General features: G+C 42.6%; 18 protein-coding genes. 1 reads left to right on the top strand and 17 read right to left on the bottom strand.

Features of this window, described 5'->3' with window-relative positions:
* Positions 1 to 43: 43 nt before the first annotated feature.
* The 5 genes from ACYX4O_RS01330 to ACYX4O_RS01310 form a co-directional block, all read right to left on the bottom strand.
* Positions 44 to 1,321 carry an MFS transporter gene (locus ACYX4O_RS01330; protein ID WP_476353928.1) on the bottom strand — a complete coding sequence of 426 codons (1,278 nt, stop codon included), beginning with the start codon at positions 1,319 to 1,321 and terminating at the stop codon, positions 44 to 46.
* A 126-nt stretch (positions 1,322 to 1,447) separates the two neighbouring features.
* Entirely contained in the window at positions 1,448 to 1,852 is a 405-nt protein-coding gene (locus tag ACYX4O_RS01325; protein ID WP_476353927.1) for a YppG family protein, read from the bottom strand.
* Positions 1,853 to 1,985: 133 nt separating this feature from the next.
* Positions 1,986 to 2,270 carry a glutaredoxin family protein gene (locus tag ACYX4O_RS01320; protein WP_476353925.1) on the bottom strand — a complete coding sequence of 95 codons (285 nt, stop codon included), beginning with the start codon at positions 2,268 to 2,270 and terminating at the stop codon, positions 1,986 to 1,988.
* A gap of 246 nt (positions 2,271 to 2,516) precedes the next feature.
* Positions 2,517 to 3,143, bottom strand: a complete 627-nt coding sequence (locus ACYX4O_RS01315; protein WP_476353923.1) for an SDR family oxidoreductase — start codon at positions 3,141 to 3,143, stop codon at positions 2,517 to 2,519.
* Positions 3,144 to 3,530: 387 nt separating this feature from the next.
* The gene (locus ACYX4O_RS01310) at positions 3,531 to 3,989 is read right to left on the bottom strand and encodes a MarR family winged helix-turn-helix transcriptional regulator (protein ID WP_476353921.1); all 459 of its coding nucleotides are present in this window, start codon (positions 3,987 to 3,989) and stop codon (positions 3,531 to 3,533) included.
* 179 nt (positions 3,990 to 4,168) lie between these two features.
* On the opposite strand from ACYX4O_RS01310, the gene ACYX4O_RS01305 reads away from it, so the two are divergent.
* Positions 4,169 to 4,786 (top strand): class I SAM-dependent methyltransferase, encoded by a 618-nt coding sequence (locus ACYX4O_RS01305; RefSeq protein WP_476356971.1) that lies wholly within the window; start codon positions 4,169 to 4,171, stop codon positions 4,784 to 4,786.
* Between the two features lie 99 nt (positions 4,787 to 4,885).
* On the opposite strand, the gene ACYX4O_RS01300 is transcribed toward ACYX4O_RS01305, so the two are convergent.
* The 12 genes from ACYX4O_RS01300 to ACYX4O_RS01245 all read right to left on the bottom strand — a co-directional run bounded on the left by ACYX4O_RS01300 (position 4,886) and on the right by ACYX4O_RS01245 (position 15,478).
* Complete coding sequence (locus ACYX4O_RS01300; protein WP_476353919.1) at positions 4,886 to 5,290, bottom strand: FixH family protein; 405 nt, start codon at positions 5,288 to 5,290, stop codon at positions 4,886 to 4,888.
* An 11-nt stretch (positions 5,291 to 5,301) separates the two neighbouring features.
* Positions 5,302 to 6,210: a YegS/Rv2252/BmrU family lipid kinase gene (locus ACYX4O_RS01295; RefSeq protein ID WP_476353917.1), complete on the bottom strand. Its 909-nt coding sequence runs from the start codon at positions 6,208 to 6,210 to the stop codon at positions 5,302 to 5,304.
* A gap of 170 nt (positions 6,211 to 6,380) precedes the next feature.
* Positions 6,381 to 7,487 carry a hypothetical protein gene (locus tag ACYX4O_RS01290; protein WP_476353915.1) on the bottom strand — a complete coding sequence of 369 codons (1,107 nt, stop codon included), beginning with the start codon at positions 7,485 to 7,487 and terminating at the stop codon, positions 6,381 to 6,383.
* Between the two features lie 100 nt (positions 7,488 to 7,587).
* Positions 7,588 to 9,084, bottom strand: coding sequence for an acyl-CoA synthetase (locus tag ACYX4O_RS01285; protein WP_476353914.1), 1,497 nt, complete (start codon positions 9,082 to 9,084; stop codon positions 7,588 to 7,590).
* A 169-nt stretch (positions 9,085 to 9,253) separates the two neighbouring features.
* Complete coding sequence (gene fabG / locus ACYX4O_RS01280) at positions 9,254 to 9,994, bottom strand: 3-oxoacyl-ACP reductase FabG (protein WP_476353912.1); 741 nt, start codon at positions 9,992 to 9,994, stop codon at positions 9,254 to 9,256.
* The gene (gene phaZ, locus ACYX4O_RS01275; protein ID WP_476353910.1) at positions 9,991 to 10,890 is read right to left on the bottom strand and encodes an intracellular short-chain-length polyhydroxyalkanoate depolymerase; all 900 of its coding nucleotides are present in this window, start codon (positions 10,888 to 10,890) and stop codon (positions 9,991 to 9,993) included. The genes fabG and phaZ overlap by 4 nt, the downstream gene beginning before the upstream one ends.
* 17 nt (positions 10,891 to 10,907) lie before the next feature.
* The gene (locus ACYX4O_RS01270) at positions 10,908 to 11,924 is read right to left on the bottom strand and encodes a 3-oxoacyl-ACP synthase (RefSeq protein ID WP_476353908.1); all 1,017 of its coding nucleotides are present in this window, start codon (positions 11,922 to 11,924) and stop codon (positions 10,908 to 10,910) included.
* 3 nt (positions 11,925 to 11,927) lie between these two features.
* Entirely contained in the window at positions 11,928 to 12,122 is a 195-nt protein-coding gene (locus ACYX4O_RS01265; protein WP_476353906.1) for a hypothetical protein, read from the bottom strand.
* Between the two features lie 13 nt (positions 12,123 to 12,135).
* Positions 12,136 to 13,137 carry a branched-chain amino acid ABC transporter permease gene (locus ACYX4O_RS01260; protein ID WP_476353904.1) on the bottom strand — a complete coding sequence of 334 codons (1,002 nt, stop codon included), beginning with the start codon at positions 13,135 to 13,137 and terminating at the stop codon, positions 12,136 to 12,138.
* 6 nt (positions 13,138 to 13,143) lie between these two features.
* On the bottom strand, positions 13,144 to 14,004 hold the full coding sequence (locus ACYX4O_RS01255) for a branched-chain amino acid ABC transporter permease (protein WP_476353902.1): 861 nt from the start codon (positions 14,002 to 14,004) through the stop codon (positions 13,144 to 13,146).
* 15 nt (positions 14,005 to 14,019) lie between these two features.
* Positions 14,020 to 14,727 (bottom strand): ABC transporter ATP-binding protein, encoded by a 708-nt coding sequence (locus ACYX4O_RS01250; RefSeq protein WP_476353900.1) that lies wholly within the window; start codon positions 14,725 to 14,727, stop codon positions 14,020 to 14,022.
* Positions 14,711 to 15,478, bottom strand: a complete 768-nt coding sequence (locus tag ACYX4O_RS01245) for an ABC transporter ATP-binding protein (RefSeq protein WP_476353898.1) — start codon at positions 15,476 to 15,478, stop codon at positions 14,711 to 14,713. Before ACYX4O_RS01245 ends, ACYX4O_RS01250 begins: the two co-directional genes overlap by 17 nt.
* Positions 15,479 to 15,483: the final 5 nt, after the last annotated feature.

Genomic DNA, 15,483 nt, shown 5'->3' with positions numbered 1-15,483 from the left:
GAGGCGCAGAGCCTATAGCTCTGCGCCTTTCGTATACAGCTACTTACCCATGATAAGCCTGATAGCTTGGTTTTGGAGAAAGCAAAGAGAAAATCATTGCAATCAGTGGGAATAAAATCATGATCCACAAGATTCCTTCATATCCCCCAAACCAATCAAAATAAAGCCCAAATGGAAGAGGACCAAAAGCAGAACCTAAAACCATAATCGTTTGAGCTAACCCCTTTATACTACCTAAATGCTCTCGACCAAAATAGTTCGGCCATACAATACTTAACACGATGCGCTCAAAACCGTTCACAAATCCCCATATGATTCCGTAAAGAATGACTCCCGTTGTAGAACTGACCTGCAATAATATAAATAAAGCAATGATATGCCCAGCAAACGTGATCGCTAACACATAATGCACGGAAACCCGGTCTACTAGGTAACCGACCACAAACGTAACCGGGAAGCCTATCACAGCCATCAGCGTAAGGACGATTGCAGCAATCTCATCGGATAATCCTTTTCCTTGAACAATCGAAACTAAATGGAACGTAACGCCCGTATTCACAAGCGCGGGGACACTCACACAGAACAAAATGAGCCAGAAAGCCCTCGTTTTCATCGCCTCTTTAAGAGTCCAGTTTTCCTCATTCACCTCAACGTTCGGATTTTGCTCGAGGTCTTTATGCTTTGGTGTGCCATCAGGAATCTCCCCTATATCCTTCGGTTGATTCCTAACTAAGAAAATCGCAAGAGGCACAAAAATGACCGCCAAAGCTACGCCCCAAATCGTCCAAGTTGTACGCCAGCCAAAATCATTAATAAGCCATGTGTTTAGTGGTGGCAGTAAGGCAGAACTTAAGAAACCACCAATAGCCATAAAACTCAATGCCCTTCCCCTTTTTCCAATAAACCACTGAGGTACAAGTGTATTCGGAATCAGTGTCATAGACCCTTGCCCAAACAAACGGAGCATAAAGAAGCCAATGAACATCATAATGGCCCCTACCATCACGCTGTTCCAGAAACAAGCGATCGCCAAAAGAAGACCCACCACCGTCATCATCACGCGTTGCCCCACACGATCCACAAATCTCCCTACCATGAAGAGCGTTAATCCGGCGATCAAGGTGGCAGTAGAATAAAGTCCAGAAACAAATGAACGAGAGTAATCAAAATCAGCTATGTAGCTCTCAATAAATATTGAAACCGAATAAGTCTGTCCTGGACCTGAAAAGAAGACACTTAACCCTGCAATAAATACAATGACCCAACCATAATAAAACGGGGTTTCTACAGGTGCTTGTCCTGTCTGATTTTGCGCACTCATGATGCCTCACCCTTCCATCCATAATCATTTACACCCACCCTCATGGTAAGGGTTTCCATAAAGCGATGCAAAACATAACCTCTGTAGAACAACACAAAAAAGCCTCCCGATAGGCTTGGAGGCCTTTTACACTTTAAAACCTTTAATGAATGAACCGATCCCTTTCATAAGGGGGCTAAACTGATTCGCCGTATTCGCCATTTGCCCCATGGTAGATAGCATCTTATCTAGATCAAGCTGTCCGTTCTTATCTTGAAAATACTGCATCATACCAGGCGGCTTCTGTTGCTGCCCATATAACGGGGATTGTTGTTGCAGGGAGTAATATGGGTCCCACTGGTTCGGTTGAGGAGGTTTAGCAAATTGTTCATATGGATTTTGATACCCTTGGGGTGCCTGATATGGAGAGCCTTGTGAGACGGAAGGTTGACCTGGATAATACTGCTGCTCCCAAGGCATTTCCATTGGAAAAGGACCATGGGGAGCGTTTGGGAATCTTTGATCATTAGGATGTTGATGTCCTCGCCTCATGACCTGCACACCTCCTATACATTCTTCTTTATCCACTCATAGCCTATGTTAAAGAGAAGGAAGTGTGATATGAAATGGACTCTTTTTTCAATATAAAAAAGAAGAGGTCCCCCCCTTCTTTTACATTCATCGTTTATTCATTAAGGCCTACAGCCCCTTGTCTAAAATAAGAAGTAACCTCATCAATGTTCAATAATTTCTTCAACTTTCGCTTTTGGTACCCTAAAACCAATTCATCACCAACGTAAGTAGCCGGTGTTCCATATACACGTTTCGCTCGCATTTGTTTATAATGTTCCTTATCGACTGAGATATTCTTTTCCGTATACGGAATATCCCACTCTTCCATAAAACTCTTTACATTCTCACAATGATGGCATCCGTCACTTGTATATACTACTACTTGTTGGTTCGCCATGATGAGCCCCCTGTCGTTAGTCCCTTAAAGACAACATATATTTCCAAAAACTTGGCGTCCGTTAGATTCTATTTGAATTTACCCGTATAGATTGAGAATAAACATCATTTTTGCAACTTTATGTCGAAAATATTATTTTTTTATTTCAACTCGCGACGATAAAGGTTCTATGTACCCATATACTAAAGAAAGAAGTAGCCTATCTTTAGGAGAGATAGACTACTTTATTTTAGAATACGCGCATCTCTACGCAAATAATTGTTTAATGTCGGTTTCGCCACTTAGTAAATCAAAGCTCTTTCCGATGACGCTATCCTCTGTTAGGACATAGGCTAATACGTTCCCTACATCTTCACGAGGAATGTATCCCATTTCTAAATGCTCGCTCATCTGAACTTTTCCTGTTCCTTGTTCGTTTGTCAGCCCACCTGGGCGTACAATTGTGTAATTCAAGGAAGTTGTACGAATGTACTCATCTGCACGTCCTTTCGCATACAAGTAGTGTTTCAGTTCTTCAGGACCTACTTCTGGTCGGTCCGCAGCGATCGAACTCAACATGACAAATCTGGAAACGCCCTTACTTTCAGCAAGGTTCATAGCCTTTATTGCACCTTCCTGATCAATCATGATCGTCTTATCAGCGCCCGTATTAGGACCTGAGCCTGCTGCAAAGATTACAGCATCCACTCCGTCATATGCATGAGAGAAATCTTTCTCTAAGTCCCCTAAAACCGTTTGGACATTACGCTCTTCAAAATAAGGAACTTGATCTTTGTCACGAACCATCGCAACTGGTTCATGGTTATAGTAATTCAATTTATCAACGACATGTTTACCAACTTGACCATTTGCTCCAATTACAAGTACTTTCATTTAAGATCATCCTCCTTATGCAAAGTCTTTAGTCATATTTCCCATGCTTTCTAGATCCTAAACAAGGTGATGCTTTCGGAGGGGCTTGGGGCAGGGGCGGTGCTCTGGACTTGAGCCACTCGGCCTGGCACCGCTCCCAACTTGAGCCGAATTCCGCCTAGCTTAAGCCGGTTCAGCCTGCTTTTGAGCCGTTCTACCTCAACTTGAGCCATTCGGCCTGGCCACACTCCCAACTCGAGCCGTTAGCTGCTTCACTTGAGGCGCGCACTCTGAACTTGAGCCGTTCCCCCATCAACTCGAGCCGCAACCCAACTTTCAGCTGCCCCCATCCACTCATCCAAACACAAAAAAGCCTATCCCCAGAGGGGACAGGCTCTCATAAAATACTTATAATTCATCAGCATATTTCCCTAATTGCTTCAGCATAGGGATCAGTTGTTTCTTTTCGTCGTCAGTTAGGCCACCTGTAATGTTCTCGATTTGTTTCCAGTGGCTTGGGAAGATGTCATTTAATAATTGGCGACCTTCTTCTGTAATCACGGCATATGTGATTCTACGATCTTTTGGACAAGGCTTTCTTTCTAGTAGTCCTTTTTGTTGCAGTTTATCGACCACATAGGTAATGCTACCGCTTGCTAATAAGATTTTGTCACCAATCTTTTGTAGGGGTTGGTCTCCTTGATGGTAAAGCAACTCCAATACACCAAACTCTGTCGGGTTTAAACCATGAGTTTGGATGTCTTCTTTCACTTGATCTGAAATCGCTCGAGCCGCTTTGGAGAGCACAACAAACAATTTCAGCGATGGATCTTCTTTTTTCTCTTGATAGTTCTGTGATTGATCCATTTCACTCAGCCTTTCTATTAATGGTACATTAGTATAAAGTATAGCGACCATTTCAATTTATTGTCAATCCTTCTTATGTAGGTTCTCTTGACCTTTTTACTCTTAACAAATCTGTGGCATAATGAAAGAATGAAGCTAGTAGCACTATATCACACTCTTAGAAAGCGGTGTATAAAAAAATGGTAGAAGATACGGGAGAACGAGTCATCCCAGAATATATGAAACCATCAAATGGAATGTTACTTGAGCATATGGCACGCTATCAATTTGCATTACCTTATGTAACAGGTCGTGTGTTGGATTTATCATGCGGATCAGGTTATGGGACGCACATGATGATTAAAGATCGAAAAAACGAAGTATCCGAAATGATCGGTGTGGATATAGATTCTGATATTATTCAATATGCGAAAGGGACTTACCACCATCCAAAGTCTAACTTCCAAGTAGCGGACGCCACAGATCCGGAATTACCTGAGAAACTTGGTACTTTTGATACGATTGTAAGCTTTGAAACCTATGAACATATAGAAGAAGAGGAGAAACTTCTGCAAAACTATGAACGTTTACTAAATCCTGGTGGTACTTTAATTGTTTCTACACCTTTTGGTGAAGGACGGGGAGTAGACTGTTATTCACCGTTTCACGTCCACCAAATTACGCCAGAAGAGTTTCGTCAACTGTTCACAAATTACGAGGAAGTACGATTCTATTATCAAAAAGGGGTACTGGTTGAACCCCCTCGTGAAGAAGTCCATTACCCTTTAGGCATAGCTGTGTGTAAGAAAGCAAAATAAAATCACTAGATTGCAGTACTCCTATTAAAAGAAGCATCCGATAATAAGTTGGTGCGATTTCGAAATAGGAGTACTTTACTATAATCAACGACCACTTCGCTAATTTTCAGGCTCTTCTACCTCAACTTCTTTCTTTACTTCCTTCTTCTGGCCAGCGGCCTCTACGGTAGCTGCAATCACATAACTACCGGCCTCGTCAAACGTATGTTGAATGGAATAAAGCCCATTCCCTTGCTTTTGAGAGGGCTTGTTAGTAGTTAGGTCCTCTCCTTCCCTTCCCCATGCAAAGGTTACTTTAGTAGCTTCATCTATCCTTTGATCTCCTTGTGTTACTTTTACTTGCAGTGTGGAGATCTGCTCTGTCGTTAACTCTTCCGGAACAGTAAGAATTTGAGCTTGAACCGGGTCGTCTGAGCTCGCTGTCGGTCCCTCCTCATCTGACCCACAAGCTACTATGAACATCAGTAGAAGCAAGAAGCCGCTTATGTGTAACTGGTTCTTCATGAATGTTCTCCTTATGGTTGGGATTGATGGAAAATCATACGAAGGTGGTTAGGGAGTACCTTAATGTCTCCTGGTGTTTTTAAGTAGATTTCGCCGTCTGTATCCACGTCTTGTTCCTCTTCTGTTTCGATTTTTACTTCAGAGGCCTGTTTATGGAAAATTCCTTGTAAATCGTCTGTGCTTTTTCCAGGCTGGTTCATATTGATTAATTCTTTGAAGGTGGATAAGTTTGAGTTCTTCACGATTAAAACATCAAGCTTGCCATCATTCACATGTAATGATGGAACAGGAATATAACGAGTCCCGATATATTGCCCATTCATCACAAGTGCCATGACTCCTTCTTCTTCATATACCTCGTCCTGATCAATAGTAATTTTATAATGGGAAGGTTCTGAAGCATTCATCGTTTTTACGGCACTAATGAAATAACTCAATACCCCAAACCGATCCTTCTGATCTGGATCAATGTTTAAAGATGTATCTGTTACAAGTCCTACACCCCAAAAGTTTAAGAAATATCCCCCGTCTTGAATGTGCCCAACATCGACAGGCGCAACACGGCCGTCTACAAGAGCCTGAGCCGCTGCTTTTATATTTTGCGGCATTCCAAGCATTCTAGTGAAGTCATTACACGTCCCGCCTGGAAGTACACCTACAACTGGACGATTCTCTAATTCAGCAAGGGCGTTCACACTGTCATGAACGGTGCCATCCCCGCCTAGTATGTAGATGACATCTACTTCTTCCCCGTACTCCTTACATTTTCGCTTCAAATCATCAGGACTCTTCGTCTGTACCACTCGTAGTTCCTCAACGTTCTGTGATAAAACCGGTAGCGCTACTGATAGCTTTTGGTTCATTTGGTTTGGCCCGGCATCCCCGTTGTATAAGAAAAGGCCTTTGTCGTACTGAGTCATTATCCTTCCCCCTATCATGAGCAATGTTCTATACATATCATTTCCTTTTCTAAGCCTAATGAAACCCGCCCGGACAGTAATAGGCGAAAGTGAAAGAATCATCCACGATCCTTTCATTCTGTTGCGATGGGTTTTCGGGAATCCATAAATATAGGAGGATAGGACTGCTACTACTCCTTTGTTTCCACCTGACTAGGAATCTTTTCTTTTAATACCTCTATAAAACGACCCGGGTCATCTACAGTGAGGTAAATTCTATCTACCTTCTTTGATAGACCAAAGACAAGGTACGCGTCTACTGGTTCCTCAAGATGAATCGTCCATTGAGGGGGTTGAGCTTCAAATGAGGGTAATGTGACAGCAACAGACTTCTTATCCTTCTGATATTCCCTTGCTGTAACAGCCGCTTTCTCAATGTGACGAATCGTTTGGTAGGGGATATAGGTGAAAAATCGCAACCCTTTCTGGATATGAACCCCTTTTTGATCAAGTACAATCGGGGATTTACGCATAGCCTGGTAATCGGCTATGACGAATAACAAAGCGTAGATATCTAGAATAGTTACAATCCAAGCAGCGATATGGCTCCATTGCAACACGATAAAGTGTAGACCAATGATTTCGACCAGCAGAGCATGAACCAATATGATAAAGATCCCCTGGTAATCACTGTTCTTATGATAGGAAAACACTGGTGCATTTGTGTAACGAAGGACGTTCTCCCGCTTTCCTGCTAACGCATAATAGAAAGCTGATAAATCCGTAATCAGAAAACTCAATACTTTCTGGGTCGATTTCTTCTTCCCTTTCATACCAGCGAACGCGTTTTCTATCCCTTTGTGGGCACTTATCGATAAATGATAATAGGCAAAGCGCTCTGCCCGAATCGACTGTCTTATTATAGGCCATTGTTTTATAACCCATAAGAACAACAAGAGTTCGATTAGAACAATGGAGGCTTCAAGAAAAATCACCGAGCGATTGATGAACCATAAATGCTCTTTAGCATAGTCAGGTACCATCCAGTTTAAAGCAAGAAGCCCAGCAAACATCATCGGGACTAAAACAAGCAACGAAGGACGCCTGCGTAACACAAAGAAATAGCACGCTATTGGGAAAACAACTAATAAATCGACTGCCGTTCCCCACACAGCCCAACTTGTTACCTTGCCGACTATCTCATATTTCTGAACGAGAAGATTCGGGAGTAACAGCAGTCCTGTAAGAAACAGAAATCGAAACCAGGCAAACGGCTTTTTCTGCAACGTTTCACTCATACGACCCCTCCTTACATTGGTAATTATAGTATATCAGTATTTGGAAAAAATGAGATGCATATAGAAAAAGCACTCCCTATAAAAGAGAGTGCTGAAACCATTACAATTTTTTGGTAGTATAATGATTCTGTAAAGCATTTTTATCAATCTTCCCTACGTGAGTTTTCGGCAATTCCTCTATGATATGAAAGGTTTTCGGAATTTTATATCGTGATAACTTCAGCGCACAGTGCTTCCTTAAATCTTCTTCATTTAACACACTCTTCGGTTGGAGTGACACGAAAGCTGTTACGGTTTCCCCCCATTTTTCATTAGGAACCCCCACAATCGCCACTTCGTTTACCCCGTCCAAGGAAGCAATCCAATGTTCAACTTCAAGAGGGTATACATTCTCTCCTCCGGTGATAATCATTTCTTTCTTGCGGCCAACTATATAGACATATCCTTCTTGATCTTGGCGGGCCAGGTCGCCTGTATGAAGCCATCCCCCTTTAAGGGACTCTTGTGTGGCTTGAGGGTTATTCCAATAAAAGCTGAAAACATGTCGCCCTCGTACCAGCAATTCTCCTACTTCACCTACTGAGGAGTCTTCACCATTGTCTTTAACAATCTTAACATCATTAAAGATCATCGCTCGCCCTACAGAACCGGGCTTTTTCACAGCTTCATCAGGATGAATAAAAAAGTTATTCGGACCCGCTTCTGTTAACCCGTAACCTTCTTTAAAGTTTAATCCCTTTTTATGAAAGGCCTGATAAATAGAAATAGGGCATGGAGCGCCTCCAGATAGGAACATCTTCATTGAATCAAACGCAGCCTTTTTAAACGCTTTTGTTCGAATCATCATGTGGTACATCGTAGGTACAAAAAGAGCAATCGTACAGTGATACCTTATCAAATCGTTCACCGCATGTTCCGCTTCAAATGAGGGCGATAGTACTACCGTTCCACCAGCCATTAACACTGGCACACTAAGCGCATTGAGCCCTCCTGTATGAAACATAGGTAAACAAGTAAGAGTAGTGTCTTCTCTGCATAAGTCCCAACTAACGATCGTGTTTAATCCGTTCCAACGAATAGAATCATAAGTAAGAACAGCGCCTTTTGGTTTCCCAGTGGTACCGCCTGTATAAATCATGGCTATTGGAGAATCTTCTGTAATCTCCTGATTTAAAGTCTCTAAAGGTGCATTCAAGTCTTCGACATACCTATCATGTAAAATCGGCAAAACGAAACACCCTTCCCCCTCTTCTCTTACTAACGTCTGGGTGTGATGGACTCCAATTAAGGAAGGGGAAGCATCTTGCAGAATATAATTCACCTCTTCCACCGACAACCTCCAATTCACCGGAACAAAGATGACTCCGCTTTTCATGCAAGCAAATAAAAAGTCAAAATAACTAATATCATTTGGAGACAACAAAGCAACTCTGTCCCCTCTTTTAATACCACGTTTACGAAAGTATGCCGCTAGCCTCTCTGCTCGGCTATTTATATCCTCAAACGTCCACTCTCTCCCTGTAGAAGCATCAACAACCGCCCGATCTTCAGGAAACAAACATGCCCTACTTTTAATCCAATCCAATCCACACTTCACAACGCAATCACCTCGTTCAAATGTAAGTTCATGGTCTTAGTGTAGAAGGAAGGAGTTACATTCTAGTTACAATTTGGGCTTTGTTTACCCCCTTTAGCCTCGATACAGTGGAGAAAACAACAATCCAAATAAAAAAAGCCCCACTACCACGGGGCTTTTTAGAGATACATTACATCATGATTCCACCATCAACATGAAGCGTATGTCCATTTACATAGTCGGATTCATCAGAAGCAAGATACAAATAAGCATTGGCGATATCTTCCGGCTTTCCTAGACGCCCCATGGGGACCATTGTCTTCATCTGGTCGATTACTTTTTCAGGGACTTGTTCGACCATTGCCGTTTCGGTGAATCCTGGTGCTACTGCATTTACATTAATCCCTTTTCTCCCAAGCTCTTTGGCCCAGGTCTTGGTTAAACCAATTAAACCTGCTTTAGCGGCAGCGTAGTTGGACTGTCCTACATTCCCATACGTGCCTGTAACAGAAGAGGTATTAATAATTTTGCCTTTGCCTTGTTTGACCATGTGAGGCATCGCGGCCTGAGCGCAATGGAATACACCGGTCAGGTTAACATCGATTACTTGCTGAAACTGCTCTGGCGTCATTTTCGACAACATTGCGTCTCTTGTAATGCCTGCATTATTTACTAGAATATCAATTCTGCCATACGTTTGAACGGCCTTTTCGATTAAGTCATCTACGCTTCTACGGTCCGCTACGTTAACTTGGACAAACAATACTTCCGCCCCTTCGTCCTTCAATTCTCTCTCACGTTGCAGACCTGCTTCTTGATCGTAATCAGCAAGAATCACTCTTGCTCCTTCTTTCGTGAATGTCTTGGCGGCTTCTAGTCCTATTCCGTTAGCCGCTCCAGTAATGATTGCCACTTTTCCATCTAACCTCATTGGTGTTGTCTCTCCTTTTCCTCGAGAAATTGTTCCATGGTCTGCACCAACAAATCTAAATTATCGATCATAGGAGAGTGACCACAATCTGTAAGCGAGATAGATGTAGCACGATCTCCTATGTCTTCTACTAACTCTTCATTCATTCTTTCTGTAATGACTTGATCACGGTCTCCTTGCATAACGAGTACGGGGATTTCAATCCGATTAACGTCGCCGTTCCCCATTACTAGTCCATTATGGTGGGTGCTAATATTGAATAGATTTAAAGCTTGATAGACTTCAGCTAGATTCCGTTGCGTCATCATGTCTTCCGTATAAGCTTCATACAGTTCCTCACTTGGCTTATTGTGTGTATAAATAAGAGTGTTCCATACGGCTTGTAATAGTGCTTTGTTTCCTTCATCATAAGCTTGTTGAATCGGTATAGTCTTTCCAGCGTCCTTCCTTACTTCTTCTATCGTTTCTAACCGTTTAGATGGATCTGGCAATCCATTTTCACCTGTTCCGAAAAACGGATAGCCTCTTGTAGACGCTGAAGCAAGAAGGAGTAAGCGGTTACAATAATGAGGAAAACGAGCGCAAAAGTCCATCGCTACGGCCCCACCTGTTGACCACCCCACACACGCAAAATCACGTAGCCCTAATGCATCGACAAATAACTTCACATCTTCGGCGAAGTCACCGATTTCTCTGATAGGTTTTAGGTAAGTGGACATTCCAAACCCTCTTAAATCAAGAGCATACACTTTATACTTCTCATCCATCTCCTCTAATACTAGATCCCAGTGTTTAGAAGAGGTCATATTCCCGTGAAGCAACAAGACGACTTCATCGCCCCCTTCTCGTTCTCTGTATCCTAACGATTCACCATTTTGAAGTTGAATTTTTTTCATATGAACCTTCATTATCATTACGCCTCCTTATGGTTACCCCACTGAATTACCGTTGCTCCCCAAGCATACCCAATCCCAGCACTAACAAGAACGACAAGGCTTCCGTCTTCTATTCTCCCTTGAGAAGCCGCTAACTCAAGCGATAGAATTTGATCCATCTGACCAATATGGCCATAATCCTCTAAATACACCGATTGATCAAGCGATAGGCCTAACGCATTCAACACGTATTCGTGCGCAGACCGTTTCATATGAAGCATGGCTACATAATCAATATCTTCCTCTTTATAGCCGCTCTTGTTTAAGGCATCACGAATGACATACAGAAAATTGTCCATGGATTTCTCTTCTAAACGTTTCTTCATCCCTTCAGGGTCCAATACGTCAAGCTGATAGTCTGTAAGATTCTCAGCAGTTAACGGATGTTTCGTCCCTCCCGCTACTACTACAACATCCTCAGAGAATGATCCGTCACTCACTATAGACGTTTCTAAGATGATATTCTGTTCAACGCCCCTTTTTAAAACAAGGGCTCCGCCTCCAGCCCCCAGGTTATACATGAATCTTGTTCTTGGGTTGGTATATCGAATAAAGTCACCGTTGCGATAGCCCCCAGCTAACAGAACCGTTTGTATAGATGGGTCGCCAAGCATCATACTTTTCGCCACTTTTATCGCCATAATCGTTGTTCCACATCTCATCGCTGCATCAAAAGCCCATGCATTCGTAGCCCCAATCTCTTCTTGAAGCTTAATCCCCGCTGTCCATAAAGGATATTCTTTATACTCTTCTCCGATATAGATCACTAAATCGAGATCTTTCGCCTCAACGTTCCCTTTTCTAAGCGCCTCTTTAGCTGCACGAATCCCCATTTCGCACGTGTGATCATTTGGGCCAGGAACGGCTTTTTGCTTTATCCCTAACTTTTGTTCGACAACTTCAACGGGTAATCCTGCCTTCCTTGCAATCTCTCTGCCTTCTATTCTTCCAGAAGGGAGGTACACCCCCGTGCTAATCATACCTATCGTACTCATTCCTTACACCCCCTCACGCTTCCCTTCCTGTTCAACGGATCTCTTCATATAACGGAACGCTTCTTCAAGATAGTCAAATGTGCATTCGTGCTCTGTCTGTACATGCGTAACTTTAATTCGATACATTTTCTCCAACGTATTTGGGTCAATAGCAGCTGTATGGAACCGAACAATAAACGATGAGACCGGTTGGCTCATCTCTTCCCCTCCTTTAGCTTGCAATATCTTTCCCTTTTGAAGATGATTTTTTCTTTGTCTTTCGCTTCACCCACATGTACTGTAAACTCCCTACGATTCCTCTAGGGAAGAATATGACGGCTAAGATGTAAACGATCCCGAATAAAATCAGCCATCTTTCGAAGATCCAGTGAACACTAGCCAGTTCAGATAGATAGTGGTGAGCTACCTCAATAAGACCAGCTCCAATTAACGGACCAATTAACGTTCCCACTCCACCGATAATAGTCATTAACAGCGCATCTAACGTAACATCGGTTGCAAACACACTCGTATCCACAAATCGGAGTGACAGGATATAGAGTACCCCGGCCACACTAGCCACAATACCGGAGATCACACTCACTGCTACTTTATAAAACATAATCGAAAAGCCAATCGATTCCACCCTTTGTTCATTTTCACGGATTGCCATCACCACACGCCCTGCTGGAGACTGAGTAAATCTTCGAACAAGGAAAAATAGAATAATAAGAGAGACAAGGCAAGTTAAGTACAGATGATCCCGGTCTTTAAAGAATTCTGGTATTTGCATCGTGAAACCATCATTCCCACCCGTTAGCCCTCTCCATTTCTCAGCCAACACGAGGAACAACCCAGCTAAGGCAAGAGTCAGCATCGCATAGAAATGACTTTTTAATCTTAGTGTAAGAAGACCGGCCAGAAGGCTGACCACACCAGCGATGACGACCCCTACAATCGTTCCTAGCAGAAGATACTGAATCGTAGGCTCATTCCGATCAATCATGATAGACACACTATACGCCCCGATTCCAAAGAACATGGCATGGCCAAATGATACGATTCCTGTAAACCCAAGCAACAAATCATAGCTCATCGCGAATATGCCAAAGATAAAGATTTGCGTCATCAAAAATAAAATGGTTCTGTTATCGTAGAAAAATGGAACAAGTAAAAGAAAGGAAAACAGCAATGCATAGATTCCAGTGCTACGGTCAACTTTTAGCGCTCTCACGTTTCATCACCCCTTTCCTGTAAATAAACCTTGCGGACGGAATACAAGAACCGCTACCATCAGAAGCATGTTAACAGCGAGCGAAAGGTCTGAATAATAATAAGCCATAAATGATTGGGCCAATCCAACTAACAAAGCTGCTAAGAGAGAACCTGTAAAGCTTCCCATCCCGCCAATGACAACGACGATAAAAGCTAAAATAGCAAACTCCATGCCCATTTCAGCATAAATTACACCAGAATAAGGAGCGAGTAATACTCCCCCAAGGGCAGCAAGGGCTGATCCAACCATAAATACGAGCATAAATACGAGACGAATATTAATCCCGAGAGACTGCACCATTTCTTTATCCATAACACCGGCTCTTACGATTAAGCCGACCTTTGTTTTCTGTAAAATATAAAATGTAACCGCGTAGACCAAAGCCCCTATAAGAATGATAAACAAACGATACTTAATAAGGATGACATCTCCAACCATAAAGGAACCATCCATAAAGGCTGGGGGTTGAGCTGCTTTTTGATCAGGTCCAAAGACAACCTTTAGCATTTCAGATAAAACGATCATAAATCCAAGCGTAATAAGAATTTGCTGAACGTGATTCCCATACACTGGCCTAATAATGAGATACTCTGTTAGCACTCCGAGCAACAGTCCCGTTACTATTGCCCCTATAATGGCTACGAAGAAATTTCCAGTTAAATCATATACCCATACTCCGCTATAGGCACCCCAAGCAAACAAACCTCCATGAGCGAAATTTAAGACGTCCATTAACCCAAAGATAAGTGTAAGCCCTGCGGCTAAAAGAAAAATCAACATCCCTGTAGCAAGACCATTTACGGTTAAGCTGAGTAGCAGATCCATATCTTCCCCTCCCCTCTACGCAATTCCTAAGTATTTCTTTCTTAGCCCTTCGTCTTCGCTCAATTCACTCATACCGCCCTGATGTACGGTCTGCCCATCATCTAAAATATAATAGCGATCCCCAATTTGACTGGCCATCATGAAGTTTTGCTCTACGAGTACAATGGTTGTTTTCTCTTTCATCTGTTGGATGGACTCCATGACCTTCTCAACGATGATTGGAGCAAGACCTTTACTCGGTTCATCAATCAAAAGTAACTCATTTTCATTTACATAAGCTCTGGCTATAGAAAGCATTTGTTTTTGTCCACCGCTCAAGTGGCCACCTGGCTTCTTCCAAAACTTTTTCAAGTCCGGAAATAAATCAAGAATCCACTCCATCCTTTCAAGCGTTGCACGGTCTTCTTTTTGCATAGACACTTTCATGTTTTCTTCGACTGTTAACCCGCTAAAAATGCCCTGATCCTCAGGGACATAACCAATACCTTTTCTCGCAATCCTATAGGGAGGCAACTTCGTTATGTCTTCTCCTTTAAAAAAGATTTCACCCTGACTAGCTGGATTCAGTCCCATAATCGTTCGGAGTGTCGTTGTTTTCCCGGCCCCGTTTCGGCCTAGCAAAACCGTGACCTCTCCTTTAGGTACCTCAAATTCAATATCATGAAGAATATGAAACTGATCTATGGTCGTTTCAATCCCATTTACGTTAAGCAGAGTCTCCATTATACAGACCTCCTAAGTACGCAGACTGAACGGTCGAATTTTTCATTATCTCTTCAGGGGATCCTTGGGCTAGCAGCTCTCCGTGAAAGAGAACTAGAACGTGATCGGATAAGTCTAAGATCATATCCATCTTGTGCTCAATCAAGACAATGGTACGATCGCCTCTTTCTTTAATCGATTGAATCACATCTAAAATGGCTGGCACTTCTTCAATCGACATACCTGCTGTTGGTTCATCTAGGAGAAGGATTTCTGTTTCTAATGCAAGAAGCATGGCAATCTCAAGCTTTCGTTTCTCCCCGTGAGCCAGATTATTGGCTAAGGATTGGGCTTTATCCTGAAGAAGAACCTGCTCTAACCATTCATGCGCTTCGGTTTGAAAATCTTTATAACCTGTGAAGTGGCGAAGCATTTGAAAACGAACACGATTACGTGCTTGAACAGCTAAGCGGACGTTTTCCAATACGGTTAGGTTCGGAAATACATTCGTCATTTGAAACGAACGACCTATCCCTTTTCGAGTTCTCTTTGTGGGACGAAGCTTTGTAATGGATTCGCCCCGTAGAAGGATCTCCCCTTCTGTTGGCTGAAGTTGACCGCTTAGTAGATTGAAAAAAGTCGTTTTCCCCGCGCCGTTTGGCCCGATTACAGAGGTGAATTGTTTCTCAGGAATTTGCACGGATATATGATCAACAGCCACATGCCCACCAAAAGCGATGGTTAAATCTTTCGTTTCCAATATAGAAGTCATAGGTT

Source organism: Pontibacillus sp. ABV4_188, from assembly GCF_056311905.1.
Note: the sequence above shows the minus strand (reverse complement) of the source record. Positions and strands in the feature narration are given on the sequence as shown.